26 protein-coding genes are annotated in these 18,425 nt (G+C 35.2%); 6 read left to right on the top strand and 20 right to left on the bottom strand.

The genetic code is table 11. The features are described 5' to 3' along the window. Positions 1 to 7 precede the first annotated feature (7 nt). Positions 8 to 235, bottom strand: a complete 228-nt coding sequence (locus tag SHALO_RS15355; protein ID WP_025344718.1) for a hypothetical protein — start codon at positions 233 to 235, stop codon at positions 8 to 10. Between the two features lie 1,052 nt (positions 236 to 1,287). Further along, a complete protein-coding gene (locus SHALO_RS07775; RefSeq protein ID WP_025344717.1) occupies positions 1,288 to 1,506 on the bottom strand; it encodes a helix-turn-helix domain-containing protein in 219 nt (72 codons plus the stop codon). A 264-nt stretch (positions 1,507 to 1,770) separates the two neighbouring features. Between SHALO_RS07775 and SHALO_RS07770 the strand changes: the two genes are divergently transcribed. The 6 genes from SHALO_RS07770 (at position 1,771) to SHALO_RS07745 (ending at position 3,886) form a co-directional block, all read left to right on the top strand. Next, on the top strand, positions 1,771 to 2,070 hold the full coding sequence (locus tag SHALO_RS07770) for a hypothetical protein (RefSeq protein ID WP_025344716.1): 300 nt from the start codon (positions 1,771 to 1,773) through the stop codon (positions 2,068 to 2,070). Between the two features lie 417 nt (positions 2,071 to 2,487). Continuing rightward, positions 2,488 to 2,685 (top strand): hypothetical protein, encoded by a 198-nt coding sequence (locus SHALO_RS07765; protein ID WP_025344715.1) that lies wholly within the window; start codon positions 2,488 to 2,490, stop codon positions 2,683 to 2,685. Beyond that, positions 2,682 to 2,879: a hypothetical protein gene (locus SHALO_RS07760; protein ID WP_025344714.1), complete on the top strand. Its 198-nt coding sequence runs from the start codon at positions 2,682 to 2,684 to the stop codon at positions 2,877 to 2,879. The genes SHALO_RS07765 and SHALO_RS07760 overlap by 4 nt, the downstream gene beginning before the upstream one ends. Continuing rightward, positions 2,879 to 3,064 (top strand): hypothetical protein, encoded by a 186-nt coding sequence (locus SHALO_RS07755; RefSeq protein WP_025344713.1) that lies wholly within the window; start codon positions 2,879 to 2,881, stop codon positions 3,062 to 3,064. The genes SHALO_RS07760 and SHALO_RS07755 overlap by 1 nt, the downstream gene beginning before the upstream one ends. Positions 3,065 to 3,079: 15 nt before the next feature. Then, entirely contained in the window at positions 3,080 to 3,448 is a 369-nt protein-coding gene (locus tag SHALO_RS07750; RefSeq protein ID WP_025344712.1) for a hypothetical protein, read from the top strand. A 93-nt stretch (positions 3,449 to 3,541) separates the two neighbouring features. Continuing rightward, positions 3,542 to 3,886: a hypothetical protein gene (locus SHALO_RS07745; RefSeq protein WP_025344711.1), complete on the top strand. Its 345-nt coding sequence runs from the start codon at positions 3,542 to 3,544 to the stop codon at positions 3,884 to 3,886. A gap of 357 nt (positions 3,887 to 4,243) precedes the next feature. Here the strand turns inward: SHALO_RS07745 and SHALO_RS07740 are convergent, their stop codons facing one another. From SHALO_RS07740 to cbiD, 18 genes are all read right to left on the bottom strand, one after another. Next, a complete protein-coding gene (locus tag SHALO_RS07740; protein WP_025344710.1) occupies positions 4,244 to 4,603 on the bottom strand; it encodes a hypothetical protein in 360 nt (119 codons plus the stop codon). Positions 4,604 to 4,634: 31 nt separating this feature from the next. Next, entirely contained in the window at positions 4,635 to 5,033 is a 399-nt protein-coding gene (locus tag SHALO_RS07735; RefSeq protein WP_069478041.1) for a pyridoxamine 5'-phosphate oxidase family protein, read from the bottom strand. A 78-nt stretch (positions 5,034 to 5,111) separates the two neighbouring features. Beyond that, positions 5,112 to 5,531 (bottom strand): Rieske (2Fe-2S) protein, encoded by a 420-nt coding sequence (locus SHALO_RS07730; protein WP_025344708.1) that lies wholly within the window; start codon positions 5,529 to 5,531, stop codon positions 5,112 to 5,114. 10 nt (positions 5,532 to 5,541) lie between these two features. After that, positions 5,542 to 6,192, bottom strand: coding sequence for a flavodoxin family protein (locus tag SHALO_RS07725; RefSeq protein ID WP_025344707.1), 651 nt, complete (start codon positions 6,190 to 6,192; stop codon positions 5,542 to 5,544). Between the two features lie 145 nt (positions 6,193 to 6,337). Further along, positions 6,338 to 6,898: a TetR/AcrR family transcriptional regulator gene (locus SHALO_RS07720; RefSeq protein WP_069478040.1), complete on the bottom strand. Its 561-nt coding sequence runs from the start codon at positions 6,896 to 6,898 to the stop codon at positions 6,338 to 6,340. Continuing rightward, positions 6,882 to 7,487: a precorrin-2 dehydrogenase/sirohydrochlorin ferrochelatase family protein gene (locus tag SHALO_RS07715; RefSeq protein WP_025344702.1), complete on the bottom strand. Its 606-nt coding sequence runs from the start codon at positions 7,485 to 7,487 to the stop codon at positions 6,882 to 6,884. The genes SHALO_RS07720 and SHALO_RS07715 overlap by 17 nt, the downstream gene beginning before the upstream one ends. Before the next feature lie 16 nt (positions 7,488 to 7,503). Beyond that, positions 7,504 to 7,704: a cysteine-rich CWC family protein gene (locus SHALO_RS07710; RefSeq protein ID WP_025344701.1), complete on the bottom strand. Its 201-nt coding sequence runs from the start codon at positions 7,702 to 7,704 to the stop codon at positions 7,504 to 7,506. A gap of 24 nt (positions 7,705 to 7,728) precedes the next feature. Then, positions 7,729 to 8,991, bottom strand: coding sequence for a cobyrinic acid a,c-diamide synthase CobB (locus SHALO_RS07705; protein WP_025344700.1), 1,263 nt, complete (start codon positions 8,989 to 8,991; stop codon positions 7,729 to 7,731). Then, positions 8,991 to 10,718, bottom strand: a complete 1,728-nt coding sequence (locus tag SHALO_RS07700; RefSeq protein ID WP_025344699.1) for an ABC transporter ATP-binding protein — start codon at positions 10,716 to 10,718, stop codon at positions 8,991 to 8,993. Before SHALO_RS07700 ends, SHALO_RS07705 begins: the two co-directional genes overlap by 1 nt. Continuing rightward, entirely contained in the window at positions 10,715 to 11,473 is a 759-nt protein-coding gene (cobK, locus tag SHALO_RS07695; RefSeq protein WP_025344698.1) for a precorrin-6A reductase, read from the bottom strand. Before cobK ends, SHALO_RS07700 begins: the two co-directional genes overlap by 4 nt. Next, positions 11,415 to 12,932 (bottom strand): uroporphyrinogen-III C-methyltransferase, encoded by a 1,518-nt coding sequence (cobA, locus tag SHALO_RS15675; protein WP_025344697.1) that lies wholly within the window; start codon positions 12,930 to 12,932, stop codon positions 11,415 to 11,417. Before cobA ends, cobK begins: the two co-directional genes overlap by 59 nt. A 13-nt stretch (positions 12,933 to 12,945) precedes the next feature. Continuing rightward, positions 12,946 to 13,674, bottom strand: a complete 729-nt coding sequence (gene cobJ / locus SHALO_RS07685) for a precorrin-3B C(17)-methyltransferase (protein WP_025344696.1) — start codon at positions 13,672 to 13,674, stop codon at positions 12,946 to 12,948. After that, on the bottom strand, positions 13,664 to 14,656 hold the full coding sequence (cbiG, locus tag SHALO_RS07680; protein WP_025344695.1) for a cobalt-precorrin 5A hydrolase: 993 nt from the start codon (positions 14,654 to 14,656) through the stop codon (positions 13,664 to 13,666). The genes cobJ and cbiG overlap by 11 nt, the downstream gene beginning before the upstream one ends. Further along, on the bottom strand, positions 14,653 to 15,417 hold the full coding sequence (gene cobM / locus SHALO_RS07675; protein WP_025344694.1) for a precorrin-4 C(11)-methyltransferase: 765 nt from the start codon (positions 15,415 to 15,417) through the stop codon (positions 14,653 to 14,655). The genes cbiG and cobM overlap by 4 nt, the downstream gene beginning before the upstream one ends. Beyond that, entirely contained in the window at positions 15,410 to 16,114 is a 705-nt protein-coding gene (gene cobI / locus SHALO_RS07670; protein WP_025344693.1) for a precorrin-2 C(20)-methyltransferase, read from the bottom strand. Before cobI ends, cobM begins: the two co-directional genes overlap by 8 nt. After that, positions 16,107 to 16,685: a precorrin-6Y C5,15-methyltransferase (decarboxylating) subunit CbiT gene (gene cbiT / locus SHALO_RS07665; RefSeq protein ID WP_025344692.1), complete on the bottom strand. Its 579-nt coding sequence runs from the start codon at positions 16,683 to 16,685 to the stop codon at positions 16,107 to 16,109. Before cbiT ends, cobI begins: the two co-directional genes overlap by 8 nt. Further along, positions 16,666 to 17,331 (bottom strand): precorrin-6y C5,15-methyltransferase (decarboxylating) subunit CbiE, encoded by a 666-nt coding sequence (cbiE, locus tag SHALO_RS07660; RefSeq protein ID WP_202819544.1) that lies wholly within the window; start codon positions 17,329 to 17,331, stop codon positions 16,666 to 16,668. Before cbiE ends, cbiT begins: the two co-directional genes overlap by 20 nt. After that, positions 17,306 to 18,424, bottom strand: a complete 1,119-nt coding sequence (cbiD, locus tag SHALO_RS07655; RefSeq protein ID WP_069478039.1) for a cobalt-precorrin-5B (C(1))-methyltransferase CbiD — start codon at positions 18,422 to 18,424, stop codon at positions 17,306 to 17,308. The genes cbiE and cbiD overlap by 26 nt, the downstream gene beginning before the upstream one ends. Position 18,425: the final 1 nt, after the last annotated feature.

Here is an 18,425-nt window from a genome sequence, read left to right as displayed (position 1 = left end):
CTGTCTTTTACTTTTGCCACATTCTGTTGCAAAGTAGCGTATTACCAAGTATATCATTGCCTTCTGCGGTGTTGCCATCAAGCTCAAGATTGTTAAATATTTTGATAGAGTTCTTGCAATCGCCAAGCTTAGTTTTGTCATTAAAATCAGCTTTATCGATGACACATTTTAAGTTATTTGCTTCTGCAAGAGCTGAGATGATTTTGTTGATCTTGTCAACTACAAGCTTTTCCATATCATAAAACTTGCACTTTCTGGCACTTCTATTAAACTGCTTGCATCATCTTTTTTTATCTGTGAATATTTTAAAATAGTAAAGTAAATATATAATTTTTATACTCACTTGCATCCATTCTGCCTTGAAGTTCATCGGCACTCGTACAAAGTTCACTGTACCTATTCCTGATAAATATATTTACTTACATTGTATTATTAAGATACTCAATGTCATATTGATAGTTATTATAAAGTCAAAAAACTTTTTTTACTTGCAAATTTAAAATACTCCAAATTGAATTTTGTAATTTTTATTTTACTTTTGCATTGTTTGTTTTAAGATATAGTACTTAGTCTTCTTACTGATATATTTAATAATATTTTTGTAATAGCATGTTCAATCGATATAAAACGTTGAAAAAATAATTGAATTTTAGTATTGAATAATTATAAATTGTGATTGTATTTTTTTTGTTTTAAAGCCCGCCAATAAGCATTTATTATCTTTATAAACGCATTTTTATTTCTATACCAAAACGGTAAAAAGGCAAAGAGAGACTTATTTACATGCTATACTTTCACTATCTTATTATTTTACTATTCTTGTTATATAGCTACAAATTAGCTATTAGGTGTTACGCGCATAGCCTACACGCGTATCATTTATGTACATTACGTTACATAACGCGCCAACCTTCGCTCTCAAAGGGGATAGAAAGCTTCTATCAAGCACGATGCAATGCTATAAAAGTGCAGACTATATTCAACTGAGTTTTCGGTCACTACAACCGCAGAGTGTAGTTAATACAACATAAGGAGAGTTATGATTTTTTATGATGTGATAGTAGTTTTATCATTTAATGTTTTACTTCAGTGACGCCATGCGTTCACTGCTAGGTTTTGTTATAGAATTTCTTTGTTTTTCAATAATGTTTTTACTATAAATGAATATTCTTTATAACTATTCGCTTCAGCTTTTAAAGCATCAAAGCATTTTGCATTAATATGGGATTTTGTGTTCTATAAAAAGCTTTAATAGTATTATTGACAGACGACGAGCAATAAAGAAATCTATCGCTTACCCTCCTCCATACTTTTCCCTAATGCCATCATTTCATCAAACTTTCTCGCTTTAGCATAGTTCTCTAACCAAGACCATACCCATAAAGGAGCGTTTTGGGTAGATTCCCATTGGTTAACACTTTGGTAATTCATTGATAGCTTTTGAGCAAACTCTTTTTTACTGAGGCCTGCGTGTTTAAAAAGTGTATTGAGTTTTTCTCGCTCCATGGTTTTCCTTGCTTGACTTTTAGTGCTTTTTATGCTTATATAATTATATTATAATTATTCTTTGTATTTATTTAAATATTTAGGCTCTTGTATTTTTTTCGAATTTATTTTATAATTACTGTACTAAAACACAAGGAGAATACGAACATGAAACAAAAAATAAACGAGCGAAAACTGATTACTAGAGAGCATCATTATGCACTGTTTGTCATTAGTGTTGAGTTTATTGTGCATCTTGTGCATGCTCTGTAGCAAGAAGAGCTCATGCATTATTTTAAAAAAGAGTTACAAGAAGTGGATGTCTTAAACCAAATACGGTGTGATGTCTGTGGTGAACATTATGAAAGTAATAGCTTGCATAAAGAGTTGATACACAGTGAGCATACCTTTGGGTATGACGGTGCCTTATTGGAAGATATAAGTAGACTCAACATGGATATTTGTGAAAAGTGTTTATACGATTGGGTAAAAAGCCATGGGCTTTATCATAGTGTTATAACACCCTCTTACGATTTAGGTGATAAAAAACAAGAGAATTTAAATGATACCCTTTTGAAAAAATGAAAAAAGAGCTTAAATTTCTCTTAGCAGGAGTGCGTGCGTGCGCCATTATAGCTAAAATTATTCAAAAATCAAAGCGCTCAACAATGCATCTAAGCCCTATTCTATCGGCATTTACCCGCTTGACTTTGCATTATTTTAGGATTATAATATGATGTGTAAAAAAAGAAAAAAGGAGTAAAAGACCATGTGTTTAACCATCAAGTTCATTTGTAAAACCATGGTGCTTTTTAGATACCAAGCTTTTTTCTTTTCGCATCTCCCTCGTGGATCACTGCCTTCTTAGCCCTTATTCTTTAAGGGAATATTTCCTAACCATTTGAGCATTATGTAAAAACCACCCTACCCTAGTTCTGTCTAAAAAAACAGGTTTTTAGAAAAAAAACAAGGATAAAACTATGCCTAAAAAAAGGAGAAAGCATGATGGATTTAAACCATCTCATCTGTGTTAACACACCGTTTCTAATCACCATTATCGTGGGAATCAGTATTGGCGCTATTGTATACGGGATATTACACCGCTTAGAGAGAAGGCAAGCACATATTGAAGATGTTCTATTGGCTAAAACCATAGCCCGAAAACTTTATGAAAGTCTTAAAGAGGAGAAAAAGATATGAGCTGCTTTGATTTCCCTACCCTTGCGCTAGTGTGGCCAGCTCTCTTTATTTTCTGGATACTTTTTATCTCCTCTAACTATCATGAACAAAGAGAAGCTAAAGAGGACTTAATGCTACAGAGTGCGCTTAAAGAGTTTAGGCGTTTAGTGGCTGCTGATAGCCATCCCATTCAAGCACTAAAAGAGGAGTCTTAATGTTTAACAACAGTGCACTAGCACTGTTCTTGTTTTTGGGCTCTTACGTGCTCTATGAACCAGGGATGAAAACAGAGATGGTTGTCTTTTTACTCTATTGTGTGTTCTTAGGCATAGTTGCTTTAGGGCTTGTGCTATTTGGTCATCATCCTTGGGTGAAGAAATGGCTGGATCGTTTATTTTAAGAAGGAGAAAAAGCTATGTCCGATAATTATGGACCACAGTGGTGTATTAACAATGAAGAAGCAGGAGGTGGTATCGCACTTATTCTAGGACTCATACTTGTAATGATAATCCTGATACCTGCTTATTGGTTAGGATGGTATTGGGCTGTTAGGATTTGGGATGTGAAGGTGTTTAAATACCCTTTTGCCACTCTTGTAGCAGGAATCTATGCAGTTGCCTTATACATGCTCTGCTTTGTTTCAATCTATGCTGCTTTGGTGGTCATGGTACTTGCTTGGCTCTTATGGGATTATTTCACCGCAAAACGCATCCTTCAACAGATGCAGCTGATACAAACGATACGTAAAAGCACTCGATGGCTTTTTTCGGCATGGAGAAAATAGGAGAAATATAATGGAAATAACACCAACAATGATATTCGTAACCGCGTTGGCTCTATGGGTCTATTATTTAAGGCAAATAAAGGAGAAGAAATAATGGGTGAAACAACACTAGGGAAAGCGATTATATGCCTATTTATGATGGCTGTAGCCTACTGGTTATACAAGATTGAAAAAGAGGAATCCAAACAGCGTGCACAACGCCGTCAGGAAGAAAAGGCATTACTGGATTATGTTATGTTTCTCACCACCACCCGTGTCAAGTTTGAACGACATCTATGGACAATCTTAGACAAAGTGGCTTCGTATAAAATTCAAAGTGTGATTATCACCGATGAAAAAGAAATTCCTCAATGTGTTTTACTGCCTTATGCGGAGTATAAGATATTACAAGAGTGTTATGACAAAGAAGAGGCTAAAGAGCTTGCCCCCTTTGATTGAAGAGCGCCTCAAAAATAAAGCCAACAAAGATCACTTTATTTTTCATGAGGAAATGATGAAAATTTTAAATGAAAAAAGGGCTAAAACTCACGACAAACACGTAAAAAAAGAACCAAATAGCAGACGAAGTTCAATTTTATAAATGATAAATTTACACTAAATCCTAAATTAAGCATATGTTTTTAATAATACGTTTAATATTGCTATTCGTATGACAAAAGACAATACCTTAAGATTATTTAAAGAGACTATCTATTTTAAATCGATAGTCTCACTCTTCGTTTATGAAAAGATGAAAGGTTTATAGCTTCAATATAAAATTATAGGGAAACTCTTTTATTATAAATTTTCTGTGCTTTAAATAACAGTGAATGCTAACCCTAGACCGACAATTGTTGTAAGCACAGCAAGACCCCAAAATGGTTTACTTGTTGGATCTTTAACAATTTGTAGCATAAACCAAAACAAGAATATTCCACCAACGCTTTTGATGAGTAATGGAATGCTAAAAGGAACAAGCGTCCACACGTAACATCCAGATAACAAGACCAAAGCAAACCAAACTTTCATTATTTTTACTGCTTTTACTTTTTGCTCTTCATTTGCAAAAAATGTTGCCCAAACGAATAAACCTATCATTATCCCTGAAAGAAAAAAGTGACCAGGTGTATTATTCATAATTGACATACCTAAAAAATCAATTTGAAATGAACTCATAGTATACATCCTCTAAAATTTATTGTATTGATTATGCGATTTGTGTACCAGCATTTTCTCCGGCACTTTGATCAAATATAGCTGTTGGTTTAAATATCCATAAAGCACTCATTGGTAATCCTGCTTTTTTCATTTGCGCAGCTACGCTCTCAAATAACTCGCCCTCAGTTTGTCTTTCAACGACAGTAGCGTTTACAAGATAAGACTCTGTTCCTTTAAGACATAAAACTGCGATGTTTTTATTGGTCTCTAGATTTTTAGCAGTTTTTTTCATCAATATTTCAGCTGCACAAATTGTTTGACTATCTGGCGCCATGATGCTGCCTACAACAATAGAGTGTGGTACACCGTCTTCAGCTACTGTTGTTAAAACTTTTGATGCTCCGTCGTCATTGAGCAAAGTTGCTACATTATCTGGTATTGTGATCATACTATTTTCCTTTTTTAATTTTTTTATCATTTTGAGACAAGTTTTATACACCGTCCACCTACGCCTAAAGTAATGATTTTAAATTGAAATTATAAGATTGTCATCCTCCTTTATCACAGTATAACACTTGATAGATTTTGAAACAGGACCATAAAGTTTATTTCCATAAAGATCAAAGGTCGCTTTATTCAAGCTACAGCATTGCACTGTATCCGTACCAGGCACTAAATCTAACCGCCTTCCCATATGTGTACATTTATTTTGATATGCTTTGTATTCTCCACTTTTACTCTGTATTACCAACACTCTTAAAGGAAGGCTTTTCCCTTCAAGACGAACTGCACCACCACGTATTTTTAATTCATCAGCCTTATTTAGGTCAATACAAATTTTCCCATCTAAATATCCCCAACAACTACTATCTTTAGGCTCATGTGTTGCAGGTTTTCCTGAAACTCTTTCAAAAAATCCTCTCTTTAAAAATGTAATGTTATCCATATATAATCCTTTAAAATACTAATGATTCTCGTAGTTTTTTTCCCAAATCTTTTGCTTGTTGTATGATTTCTAGTTGATTTTCAAACGCATGAATACCCACAGAATCAACCGTAGCCTCAGCACCATAGAGCATTTTAAATCCAGACATTTGACATACATCGCCATTCCCACACTTAACACAAGGGACATTACCGTGGACTAGAAGTGATCCTACAAAGTTCATTCCTTCTTCCATCATAAAATAATGAATAGCATTTGCACCCAATTGTGCAGCAGGAGGCAACATTTCACTTGGTGCAGTTACGCACGAAGTAATAACAGCAGCACCGAGTTTACCGGCCAAATATCCATTGTTGTGGCGCAAAGGGTAGAGCCGCTCCATAAAGGCTTTTGTTCTTGAATCTAATGTTGAATAGGGAGTAAATCCTGATACCACTAGAACATCCGCTTCTTTAACTTTATCGCACAATGTATTTCCATCATCCTTTATAACGCAACGATTCGTTGTCACGCATCCCAAACAGGCGTTGCATGGTCCAACGGTATAGTCTGATAATTTAATAAATTCTGATTCCAATCCAATTGCGTCGAGCACAGCTTGCAAAGCACGATCACTATTACTATTTTTAATCGGTGAGCCGGATACTCCTAAAACTTTCATTTGTTCTTCCTTCTTTGTTATATTTGAAGATTATAATGAAAATATATAGGTAACTTGTGGAGTAAAAGTAGATAATCACGTATTCTGGAATATTTGTTCCAAAATACTATTTAAGATAATTTAAACTTAGTTAGGAGTTGTGTGATTATTTGAGCAGTGCTAGTATGGTTTGTATAATTAATTCGCCATCTTCTTTTTGGTGGTTATATTTACCATGAATGCTAAAGCCATGAACTATAGTTACGATGGTAAGTGCTATTGCTTTTGCATTACCATTAAATTCACCATTTGCAGAGGCATCCATTAAATTTTTTTCAAGTTGCTGTCTTAAATCTAAAAAAAACTTCTTTGGAACATCAAATACTTCTTCTCGCATAAAGTCGCCTTTTCCCATACAGATGCTAAAAAGACAAGCTCTAAATTCTTCACGAAAAATGAACTTACCTAAAAATAGTTCTACACCTTTTTTACCGGTATTCGTTTGCAATATTCCTATCATCATTGAAGCTCTTTTTGCATAATAGTGATGGAGTGCTTCTTTAAATAACGCCTCTTTATCTGAAAATAAAAAGTACATTGTACTTCGATTGATACCTGTATGTAGAATCAAGTCTACAATTGATACATTTTCAAACCCTTTTTCCCAAAAAAGTTCCATTGCATCATCAAGTATTTTTATTAAATCGTATTTAACGGGTCTTGCCATTTAAATCTTCTCCATTAGTAGGCATTATAAAGTGCTGTTTTACAAATACATTAACTTTATCATGAAAAATTTTTTGCCTATTTTCTCCTTTCGGATGCATTTTTCGTAACACTTTCATTTCCTCTAAAAATGGAATTACAGCATCAGGAATAATCCTCTCAAATAACGCACGTAACGCTTTTGCTAATCCAGGAGAATACCCTCCTGTTGAAAACGCTATTTGTAAATCTCCTTTTTGTACAATAGAAGGAAACATGAAATCACAATATTCTGGGAAATCAACACAGTTATAGAGCTTTGAGTACTTCTTAGCCTCTTGATAGATGCTTTTTTGAAGATCAAGATTATCGATAGTGGCTATGATAATATCATAGTCTTTTACATCATTTGGTTCATAACTTTTAGTAATTAATATTAGCTTGTTTTCATGTATGATTTTTTTCATTGAGTGAGAACACTCTTTTGTCATAATAGTAATTGAGCTAGTATAATTCAAAAGTTTTTCCAATTTTCGTTGTCCAATAGCACCAGCACCTATCAACAAAACTTTTTTTCCTTCCAGAGAAAATAAAAGAGGCATGTATGTCATTTTTAGTCCTAGTCTACTATTTTATTTTTTGATGTTGTAAATATTCTTTAATACACAAATAACAAATACAAGCTTTACCTTTTTTCTCTTGCGGTATTTTGTCTAATAAATCCTGTGGCACTTTAATAGTATGGCACCAGCATTGATTTGAAGTTCCAACCTGACAAGCATTACGTTCTCCACACAATGGACAAATTTTTTCATCTTTATTATTCATAATGCCACTTTACTTTAAAAAATATTAACTAAAATATTGTTTGATCAAATGGGGATTCGTTCTAAAAAAAGTATGTAAATAAGTTCCAAATACTTTATCTTTTTTCCATACGCCATTCTCTCCGTTATCTCTTTTAACTAGAGGAAAATATCCGTTTGCTAAATCATGGGGGCTACTATAATGAAAAGCATGACCTTTGGTGTTTATGCCATCAAAATCAGCATCATAATACCCCATGCGTTTAAAACGTTTTTGCAAACTAAACTCAACATCTAAAAGCCCAAGCATTGGTTTTTCATCAATCTTTTTTCCAAGAAAAATAAGTCCTGCACACTCACCATAAATTGGCTTGTTTTTTGCATGCTCTAGCACACTGTGTTTAAAGGTGTGAGAATTTTCGATGCGTTTATACGCTTCTTTGGTTTCGACATACCCTCCAGGGATATATAAAACATCTGCTTCACATTTTTCGTCATTCACAGCAGATACCATCACAACCTCATCAAAGACCTCTTTTAAAAAATTTACATTATCATGGTATAAAAAAGAGAAATTTGCATCATGAACGATGGCTAATTTTTGTGGTATTTTTGGTATTTTTTCAAATGGATAAATCTTTACATGTAAAGGCTCAAACGTAGCTAAACTCATCAGAAGCTCCAAATCGATATGTTCTAAAACTTCTTTTGAAACGAGTGCTAAAAGCTCCCTATCCAAATGTTCGAGATCAAGCCCTAGATGCGTTGATTCTAAAGTAATGAGGTCTTTTTTTATCCAACCAAGAACGGCGATGTGAGGCAATTCTTCTTCTATTACTTTTTCTAAAAGTGAAAAATGCATGGATGAACTAACTTTATTTAAAATCACTCCTTTGATGGTATGATCGTCTCTAAAGGTTAACAATCCTTTGATGACCGCGGCAATAGTGATATAGCTTCCACTGGCATCCACGACAATGACACTTGGAACGTGTAAAGATTTTGCCACATCGTACGCACTAGCACCCTTATCCATGCCATCGTAAAAACCCATGACACCTTCGATAACTGCGAAAGAGTTGTGATGATAATGCTCAAATGTCCATCGAAGTTGTTCTTCATTCATCAAATAACCATCAAGATTGACGCTATGGCCTCCTGTAATGGCATCATGAAACTGTGGATCGATATAATCTGGTCCACATTTAAACGCTGATACATCTTTCTTGAAATGGTGCAAGAGTGCCGTTGTTAGAAGTGTTTTACCATCATTAGATTTCGTTGCACCAATACAAATTGCTTTTTTCATTAACGCTCTTTTCCTTCCCGAAACTGTAAGTCATGCAGTGTTTGATATACCCCATTAAAAGAAAGTAATTCTTTATGTGTCCCCTCTTCTGCAATCCTTCCATTCTTCATGACCAAAATCTTTGATGCATTTTTCACTGAACTTAATCGATGAGCGATGGTAATAACCGTTCTATTTTGAGCCAAGGCATCAAGTGATTTTTGCACATAATGTTCTGTGATATTATCAAGGGCAGAGGTTGCTTCATCTAAAATCAAAATAGCCGGATCTTTTAAAAAGATACGGGCAATAGAAAGTTGCTGTTTTTGACCACCTGAAAGTTTTATCCCACGCTCCCCAACAACACTCTCATACCCCTCTGCTAATCCCATCACAAATTCATGAATATTTGCTTTTTTAGCGGCTGCTATGACCTCTTCTTCGCTTGCTTCTAAACGTCCGTATAAAATATTTTCTTTGATAGTTCCATTAAATAAAAAAACATCTTGTTGTACAATGCCGATTTGCCTTCTTAATGACTTAACAGACACCTCTTTGATATCCTTACCATCAATCTTTATGGAGCCAATTTGAGGCTCATAAAAACGCATAATCAACGCACACAAGGTGCTTTTACCACTACCCGTACCTCCCACTAATGCAATATGCTCTTGAGGAGTGATAGTAAAATTGATATCTTTTAAAATACCTTCCCCTTGTTCTTCATATGTAAAATTTACATTATTAAAGGCGATATGCCCTTTAACGGATTCCATCTCTTCTTTTGCATCATCTCGCACAGTGCTCTTTATTTGCATCAACTCTTGAAACCTATCCATGCCAACTAAACCTTTTTGATAAACCTCTGTCAATGAGATAAAATTTCGAATGGGGCGCATAAAACGATCGATATAAAGGACAAAGGCAAATAGTACACCTATAGACATGTGTTCGTACTGCACAAGGTAAATACCATAAGCGATAATGATAACTTGCAAGGCTCCCGAGAAAAAGTTACTGATACTTCGCAAGTCTGCCAATGCCTTAAACGCTTTGGCTGTCATCTCTTTATAGGCTTGATTGCTCTGCTTAAACTTATGCATCTCATGGGCTTCGTTGCTAAACGCTTGAACGACACGAATGCCTTCAAAGCTATCTGTTAACTGAGCGTTTAGATGTGCAATTTTACGCTTTGAGGACATATACGCATGTCGTAACTTGGTGTTTTTATAGTATGTAAAGAAAATCAAAACAGGCATCAATAACAGTACAACCATTCCCAGTTTTAAATTAAGGCTAAGCATCACACCAATGGCCCCAATTAACGTAATAGGAATAAGCAATAAATCTCTAGGAATCTCCGTAACAACTTTGGAAACTTCAGCGATATCACTCACCACTCGAGACATTAATGAACCCGTCTTGGTGTTATCAAAATACGAAAAGGAAAGCGTATTGATATGCTTAAACAAATCATTGCGCATATCGAATTCAACATTTATCCCAAGCAAGCTTCCCCAATAGTTCCGTACCCATACGGCAAGTGAGCGTAAAATAATAATCCCACCCAAAAGTAAAAACATCAATGTCATCTTCATTCCATTGGAAGCAATGAAATCCTCAGATATCATTAATTGTACAATATAAGGAAATAAAATATCCAAAAAAGCTAAAAGAAAAGTACTGGCCACCGTTGTATAAAACAATGATAAGTGATTTTGATAATAGCTCCAAATATAGCGCATCATAAACTCAATCTACACTTTAATTCGTCAACAATCTCTTGAAGAGAGTCCCATGTCTTTAGATAATTGATAAAAGGACGTTTTAGTACTAAAAGTTGAACTCCCTCTTCCTTGCACGCTAAAACTTTTTCCATCTCTCCTCCTTCATCACCACTCTCTTTTGTTATAAGATATTGTATCCCATAGTTTTTAATTATTGCAGTATTAAACTCTTTACTAAAAGGTCCTTGTATCGCGATAATATTTTTGGCTAAAAAACCCAAAGTTTCTGCTTTTTGTATTGATATAACGACGGGTAAAAGACGAATAAAAAGGTTTTCTTGATCCTTGATTTTTTGAAGGTCTTCCAAGTTTTTTATGCCTAACGTACTCAGCACTTTTTCACCTTTACATGTAAGATTAATATAGTCTACCAATGACGTAATATCCTCAAAATGTTTAGCACCCTCATATTCAAGATTTTTGCGCTCAAAGCGTAAATACTCAACACCACACTCTTTTGCTATTTCCATAGCACTATGCGAAATTCCTTCCGCATAAGGATGGCTCGTATCAAGAATTAAAGTTATACATTCATTTTCTATCAATACTTTTTTTTCTTCTTTACTGAGACGTTTATCAATAATTTTAACGTTATAATTTTCTAAAAGTTTTTTTCCATAACTCGTAGTAATGCTCACGATAAACTGGTCGTGATATTCAACTAGCTGCTCGAGCAGAATGCGTGAATCCTTTGTTCCTCCGATTAACCACACCATCTTTTTTCCCTTTGATACAATGCTCTGTTTCCATGCATGTTTTAAATGTTTCTTCTGTGATTTCACCATTGCCAAAAGCGTTTACATGTAAACCATAAGACTTGATTTTTAATGCTGTATTTTCATTTGAAGCAATAATTAATTTGGTGGCTAATATTTCACGCCCTACACTATCTATTAATGTTTTAACCGTACATGCATTAGGAAAAGCGATAATATCGACATCATTGATATAAGCAATTACTTCTTCATCACTTCGCAAAACTTTATCAACATAATAGGTCTCAAGTTCAGTAATAGATTGAGAATATACAGCAAGTTCTGCTGAAATTGAGGTAGATCTGACTAAAAGTACTTTCTCTTCTTTTTCAGTTAAGAGATTAAGCAACTCTTGTGTGCGATAGCTGTTCGAATAAATATTGGCTTGTAATTTATACGTGTTTAATGCTTCTTTAGTTTTTTCGCCGGCCACACCAATACGCAAATGAAGTAACTGGCGTATATCTTCTATTTTTTCAAAAAAAGCATGTAAACTTTGAGGGCTTGTAAAGAGCACAGTATCAAAATTAATAAGTCTTGGAATAGTAAACGATTTTTTATCTAATGTAAAAAAAGGACATTCTACACTCTCTCCACCTAAACTTCGGACCAACCGTGAAGTCACTTTTGCTTGGGTTTTTTCTGATGTTACCAGAACCTTATGCCCGTGCAATGCTTTATGCTCAAACCAAGCAAGTTTTTCGCGTAAATTTACTACATCACCTATAATAATGATAGAAGGTGACTGAATATGATTTTCTTCAACAATCTTTGAAATAGTTTCTAGGTTTCCGACAACCGTTCGTTGATGACATGTCGATCCATTTTCAATTACTGCAACAGGTGTGGATGATATTTTTCCAAAATTTACAAGATTTGAAGTGATCATCTCTATATTTTTAATACCCATTAAAAAAACTAAAGTGCCACTCAGCTTGGATACTGTTTCAAAGTCAATTTTTTCTCCATCATCTTTACTATGTCCTGTAAAAACATGAAATGATGTATTGATACCTCTATGGCTTATAGGAATGCCTGCATAAGCGGGTACTGAAATAGCAGAAGTAACACCTGGAATAATTTCAAATTCTATGCCTGCATCTACTAAGTCCAAGGCCTCTTCCCCACCTCGTCCAAAGACAAAAGGGTGTCCTCCTTTAAGGCGTAAAACATTCTTGCCCTCTTTGGCTTTTTCGATTAATGTTGCATTAATTTTTTCTTGGATAAGGCCGCCTTCGCAATTATCTTTACCATAATAAATAAGTTCGGCACTTTTGGGTGCTAACGCAAGAATTTCCTTATTAACAAGACGATCATAAATAATACACTCTGCTTCTTCAATCAACATCTTGAGTTTTAATGTCATCAATTCAAAATCTCCACAACCTGCACCTGCGATATATACTTTTCCTGTTTTCATCTTTTTTCCTGTTTTAGTAGTGATACCCACGAGGAGTGATCATTTTGTTTTCTTTGATAAACGTCTTTGAGTTTCCAACGATTACCGTCGTAAACATGTCAATTTCATGCTCTAACATATTTTCCAATGATGTAAGAACGTGATTTTCGCCCTCTCGTCCCGTGTTTCGCACAATGGCAACAACCGTATCTTTATTTTTATGCTTCAGCATAATTTCTCTTGCTTCAGCAATTTGAGTTAGACGACTTTTACTTTTAGGATTGTAAAAAGAGATCACAAAATCTCCTTGTGATGCCAAATCAACACGCTTTTTGATGAGCTCCCAATCCGTCAATAAATCACTCAAACTAATCGTCGCATGATCATGCATAATGGGTGCACCTACGACTGAAGCGGAGGCATTGGCAGAGGTAATCCCTGGGATAATTTCTACATTAAAGCCATTATCAAGAGCAATTTCTAGCATAATGCCCGCCATGCCGTAAACTCCGGCATCACCACTAGAGATAAGGGCGACACTTTTACCACTCTTGGCTATTTCCAAAGTCTCGAGGCAACGCTCCACTTCTCTTTTCATTCCTGATTTAATGAACACTTTCTCAGGAAAATACTCTTTTACTAAATTGACATAGGTTTTATGCCCAATGATGACATTTACCTCTTTTAAAACATGATATGCTCTAAAACTCAAATGTTCCAATGAGCCTGGCCCGATACCTACAACATAAATATTATTTTTCATTTCCAACTTCCTCTTCATAAATCGAAATGGTAATTCCGCAATTTTTATTTTTTTCTAACAAAAACACTCCTTTTTTACTAGAACTTACATAGGCACTAGGTGCTGAGATGGAGCGTACACCAATGGTTTTTTCTACAAAATCTGATCCACAAAATTTATCTTGTACTGCTCTTATTTCTTCTTTTTCTATTATTTTTAGCTCTCGCTCAAAATAGTTAACGGCTTCAAGCAGACCTTTTTCTTCTGCTTTTACCCATCCTGTCGCAAAATGTTTAATCGAATCTTCTCTAAGGTTTAATTTTTTAAACTCTTTTTTGACAGCTTCAATAATCGCCTCTTTTGGGATATCTTTTTTGCACCCAATACCCACTATGATATTTTGTGGAATAATTTGACTCATCTCTACATGTAACTTATTTGACACCACAATAACCCCTGATATATTTTTATTCTCAACGACTATATTCTCAGGTAAACATAGCGCTACTCTCTGCCCATTAAGTATCAAAGCAGTCACATTCTTTGCTTTTTTCAAAGAATCTATTTTTGCATTTAATTTCATAGCAATCGTATCAACGGCTATTTTATGACTGACATCAGAGGCTGTTGATATCACAGGAATTGCATCACATGCTTTGGCAATGATTTCTGCCATCTCGTTTGCTCCACCTAAATGGCCACTAAGCAAAGAGTTTACAAAGATACCTTGTTCGTCCATCACCAAAATAGCGGGGTCTATATCTTTACCTTTAAGAAGTGGCGCAATGGTACGAACCACAATCCCGCTAGCCATGATAAACAAAAGCGTTTTGTATTGAGAAAAAATTCGCTCTACTGTAAGTGTAAAACCCTCTATCATCTCTATGCACTTGCCATCACTGTATTTTGGCAAGGCATAAATGTCTGCGTTCTTTACATGTAAAGAATTTGCTTTCTCTAATCCTTGCTTACTTACGCTAATAATGGCAAGTTCTTTTTTCATGAGCGTGCCATACCTTCTCGGTATTCATGGGTAAAATACTTGTCATATAGCCTAGATTTAGAGTACTCATTTCCCATAAACCATCCCACAAGAATTTGCGCTGTTTTAGTGATATTGGCTTCTTTGACTTTTTCTTCAATAGTCTCAAGCGTTCCCTCAACAATTTTTTGATCCGGCCAACTAGCACGCTGAATAATTGCTACTGGAGTATTAGGCGGGTAATGAAGCACAAGTTTTTCCACTACTTTATCAATCATTTGAACGGATAAAAAGATAGCCATAGAAGCTTGATGAGAGGCTAATTTATCTAAGGATTCTGCTTCTGGAACGGGAGTGCGACCTTCTAATCGTGTGCAAATAACCGTTTGCGATACATCTGGAAGCGTGAACTCTTTTTTAAGGGCTGCTGCTGATGCTAAAAATGAGCTAACACCTGGTATGACATCAAAATCTATACCATGACTCTCCAAAATGTCCATTTGTTCACGATGAGCCCCATAGATAGAAGGATCTCCTGTATGAACTCTTGCAACACTTTTTCCTTCTTTAACACCTGCAATAGTAATATCCATCACTTCATCCAAATCCATACTGGCACTGTTATAAATTTCTGCTCCCTCCTTATGACATGCAATAACTTCTATAGGAACAAGCGAGCCCGCATATATGATGATATCTGCTTCCCTTACAAGGCGCTGACCTTTGATAGTAATAAGTTCAGGATCACCCGGCCCTGCTCCTATAAAATAAACTTTAGACATAACTCAGCCCTCCTTTTTTAAGGAGAATGGTTGAGAAGTAAGAGATATCCTCACGCGTTATATTTTCAAGATCATAAATTACTTTTTCATCCGCTTTTCCACAATTAGAAACAAGTACGACATTATCCATGTTGCCTGTTTTTTTAAAAGCATCTTTGAGTCGTTCAAGGTTACGTGTAACTTTCATAAAAACAACGTTATCAGAGCTATTAATCTCTTTTACAATATCTGTATCTTTTGAAATAGGTACTATTTTGAGTGTTTCATCACCCATAACAAGTGGAGTATTCAGACGTGCAGCAATGGAAGCAAATGATGTTATCCCTGGTATAGTTTGGACTTCTACATCTTTTTCTAAAAGTTCCATGACATAAACAAAAGTACTAAACGTCATAGGATCACCAATGGTGATAAACGCTACTGTTTTTCCAGCTTTAATACAATCATTGACTACCTTGGCATACAGTAATCTATCTTCTTCTCTAAGCTTATCATCATCAACCGTTGTAAAATCTGCATAGATTTTTTCAATATCATCTTTCATATACTGCTTTGCAATTTCAAAAGCCGTACTATACGTTTTCGTATTAGCCCTTGGTAAGATGACCGCATCTGCTTCTCTTAAAGCATTCACTGCTTTGATGGTTAACATTTCAGGATCGCCAACTCCTACACCAATTCCTATTAATTTAGACATTTTTTTCTCCTTTTTTCGCACTTAAAATAAATATAGGATTCTCAGCCATCATCATGTTATATTGACCAAGTAATCTATTTTTTGAGATATTTAATGAAACAACCTCAATGTCATGAAAGCCATACTCTTTCATCAAACTAAGTGTTTTAGTAAAAGTTTCAAGGACAATGGCATTAATAACCAACCTAGCGCCTACTTTGGCATGATCATCAAAATACTGAAATATATCACCAAGTTTCCCTTTAGAGCCACCAATAAACATGGCATCGAAGGCAATAGTTGGTAGTTCTTGTGGAGCATAACCTTTGTATAACTCGTAATTCGTTATGTCAAATTTTTTTAGATTTGCTTCTATCAAAGCATTGGCTTCTTCATTAACTTCTATACCAATGACTTTACCAGAGCTTAAATACCTACTAGCCTCTATACCGACACTACCTGTTCCTGCACCCACATCAATCAAGACACTATTGCTATCAAGTTCAAGTTTTGATATACAAACAACACGTGCTTCATCTTTTGTCATAGGCACATTGCCCCTAATAAATTCACTATCTTTTATATGAAACATTTTCAGTCCTTTCAATAACCACAACATTCATGCCAAAATTTCGTTCATTATTAGCCATTTGCGTTGCTATCATCGTTGTTATTTTTTCTTCCGCATAAGAAAGTTCTTCTCCTACATATACTAATACGTTTCCTAGTCCGTGAGTTACTAACTCTTTTGCGATCAATTGAGGTGTAAAAGCACTATCCGTTAGCACCCCTACAAGTCCAGAATCATTTAAAGCTTCAATAAAATCAAACGTTTTACCATGAAGACTTTTAATCACAGCGTCTTGCCAAGGTAACCCAATCTTGCAAAACATATACTGCATAGAAGAAAGTCCTGGTATTACCACTAACTCCTCATTGCTAAAATGCTTTTTTAAATACACTAAAAAACTATAAAATCCTGGGTCACCAGAGACCAATACCGCAATTTTTTTATTTCTGTTTGTTTTGATGTAATCCACAAGTCCTAATAAATCACTACTTATGTATTGACAGACTTTTCCTGATGCTTCCACTTCTATCTCTTGAAAATGTCTTTTTCCACCAATAAGTATGTCTGCGTCCTTTATACATGTCAGCACATAAGGTGCAATAAAATCTATACTTCCAGGACCCATTCCAAGTATATGAATCTTAAGCATTGGTATGATTTCCAACATAAAAATTATCCGTTCGCGCTAATTCTCCCTGTTCACTTGAATAAATCAATGCAGCCACCTCTAACTCATATCCACTACGTCTCACATGAGTTTCGCACTTTTCTCGTATTTCTTGTGCCATTATGTCAAACGTATCTTTTCTGTTTAACATTTCCACTGCTTCATCTGTGGTATTGGCTTTGAGTATTTTTTGAATAACATCAAGTTTTTCTCCTGCTTTTATTGCATTTGCCGCCATAATTTCAAGCCTTGCATCCGATACGCGACTATGGGTATGAAATATACCTCCAGCTACTTTGACAATCTTTCCGATATTGCCAACAAACAGTATTTTTTTGATACCAAACTCACAGGCCTTCTCCAACATAAATCCTACAAAATTACTGATAATGATGATATTTTCATCCACTAATCCAAGATTGTTTGTGGCAAATTTGCGTCCATAATTACCAAAGGTAAAGACAAAGGTATCGGTATCTTGCTGTTGGTACATTGCTTTTAACTCAATAGACAAAGAGTCTTTATATGCTTCTTCAGACATAGGTTTAACGATACCAGTTGATCCCAATATGGAAATACCCCCGTGAATTCCTAATTTATAATTAAGCGTTCGCTTGGCAATCTCTTCACCTTTTGGAACAAAAATTTCTACTTCAATCCCTTGCTTTAAAATATCTATCACCTCAATCACGCTTTGTTTAATCATCACTTGAGGGACTGGATTGATAGCGGGTTCGCCTACACCAATAGGTAAGCCTTTTTTAGTTGCCACACCAACACCCTCGCCTCCTTTGATATGAATGCCTCTCTCCTCAGAAAAAGAGACGCGTGCTCCTATTTCTAGTCCACTCGTCACATCTGCATCATCACCACCATCTTTAATAACAGTAACAATTGCCAACTCTTTTTCTTTCTTTGCCGTATAAATAGGTATGTGTAATATTTCATTTGTTGGTAAAGTGATTGCAACGGTTTTTTTTAAAGGCGCATTCATTAATAACATACATGCCGCTTTTGTAGCAGCTGCAGCGGATGAGCCAGTCGTAAAACCGTATCGAAGCTTCTTTCCCTCATGAATCACATACTTTTGCATT

Origin of the sequence: Sulfurospirillum halorespirans DSM 13726 (assembly GCF_001723605.1) — a bacterium.
Classification (GTDB): Bacteria; Campylobacterota; Campylobacteria; order Campylobacterales; family Sulfurospirillaceae; genus Sulfurospirillum; species Sulfurospirillum halorespirans.
This window is presented reverse-complemented; position numbering and strand designations above follow the sequence as displayed.

Bases quoted from the DNA above. Each gene is read 5' to 3' on its own strand.
- SHALO_RS15355 (WP_025344718.1), bottom strand. From the start codon at position 235: ATGGAAAAGCTTGTAGTTGACAAGATCAACAAAATCATCTCAGCTCTT.
- SHALO_RS07775 (WP_025344717.1), bottom strand. From the start codon at position 1,506: ATGGAGCGAGAAAAACTCAATACACTTTTTAAACACGCAGGCCTCAGT.
- SHALO_RS07770 (WP_025344716.1), top strand. From the start codon at position 1,771: ATGCATTATTTTAAAAAAGAGTTACAAGAAGTGGATGTCTTAAACCAA.
- SHALO_RS07765 (WP_025344715.1), top strand. From the start codon at position 2,488: ATGATGGATTTAAACCATCTCATCTGTGTTAACACACCGTTTCTAATC.
- SHALO_RS07760 (WP_025344714.1), top strand. From the start codon at position 2,682: ATGAGCTGCTTTGATTTCCCTACCCTTGCGCTAGTGTGGCCAGCTCTC.
- SHALO_RS07755 (WP_025344713.1), top strand. From the start codon at position 2,879: ATGTTTAACAACAGTGCACTAGCACTGTTCTTGTTTTTGGGCTCTTAC.
- SHALO_RS07750 (WP_025344712.1), top strand. From the start codon at position 3,080: ATGTCCGATAATTATGGACCACAGTGGTGTATTAACAATGAAGAAGCA.
- SHALO_RS07745 (WP_025344711.1), top strand. From the start codon at position 3,542: ATGGGTGAAACAACACTAGGGAAAGCGATTATATGCCTATTTATGATG.
- SHALO_RS07740 (WP_025344710.1), bottom strand. From the start codon at position 4,603: ATGAGTTCATTTCAAATTGATTTTTTAGGTATGTCAATTATGAATAAT.
- SHALO_RS07735 (WP_069478041.1), bottom strand. From the start codon at position 5,033: ATGATCACAATACCAGATAATGTAGCAACTTTGCTCAATGACGACGGA.
- SHALO_RS07730 (WP_025344708.1), bottom strand. From the start codon at position 5,531: ATGGATAACATTACATTTTTAAAGAGAGGATTTTTTGAAAGAGTTTCA.
- SHALO_RS07725 (WP_025344707.1), bottom strand. From the start codon at position 6,192: ATGAAAGTTTTAGGAGTATCCGGCTCACCGATTAAAAATAGTAATAGT.
- SHALO_RS07720 (WP_069478040.1), bottom strand. From the start codon at position 6,898: ATGGCAAGACCCGTTAAATACGATTTAATAAAAATACTTGATGATGCA.
- SHALO_RS07715 (WP_025344702.1), bottom strand. From the start codon at position 7,487: ATGACATACATGCCTCTTTTATTTTCTCTGGAAGGAAAAAAAGTTTTG.
- SHALO_RS07710 (WP_025344701.1), bottom strand. From the start codon at position 7,704: ATGAATAATAAAGATGAAAAAATTTGTCCATTGTGTGGAGAACGTAAT.
- SHALO_RS07705 (WP_025344700.1), bottom strand. From the start codon at position 8,991: ATGAAAAAAGCAATTTGTATTGGTGCAACGAAATCTAATGATGGTAAA.
- SHALO_RS07700 (WP_025344699.1), bottom strand. From the start codon at position 10,718: ATGATGCGCTATATTTGGAGCTATTATCAAAATCACTTATCATTGTTT.
- cobK (WP_025344698.1), bottom strand. From the start codon at position 11,473: ATGGTGTGGTTAATCGGAGGAACAAAGGATTCACGCATTCTGCTCGAG.
- cobA (WP_025344697.1), bottom strand. From the start codon at position 12,932: ATGAAAACAGGAAAAGTATATATCGCAGGTGCAGGTTGTGGAGATTTT.
- cobJ (WP_025344696.1), bottom strand. From the start codon at position 13,674: ATGAAAAATAATATTTATGTTGTAGGTATCGGGCCAGGCTCATTGGAA.
- cbiG (WP_025344695.1), bottom strand. From the start codon at position 14,656: ATGAAAAAAGAACTTGCCATTATTAGCGTAAGTAAGCAAGGATTAGAG.
- cobM (WP_025344694.1), bottom strand. From the start codon at position 15,417: ATGTCTAAAGTTTATTTTATAGGAGCAGGGCCGGGTGATCCTGAACTT.
- cobI (WP_025344693.1), bottom strand. From the start codon at position 16,114: ATGTCTAAATTAATAGGAATTGGTGTAGGAGTTGGCGATCCTGAAATG.
- cbiT (WP_025344692.1), bottom strand. From the start codon at position 16,685: ATGTTTCATATAAAAGATAGTGAATTTATTAGGGGCAATGTGCCTATG.
- cbiE (WP_202819544.1), bottom strand. From the start codon at position 17,331: ATGTTGGAAATCATACCAATGCTTAAGATTCATATACTTGGAATGGGT.
- cbiD (WP_069478039.1), bottom strand. From the start codon at position 18,424: ATGCAAAAGTATGTGATTCATGAGGGAAAGAAGCTTCGATACGGTTTT.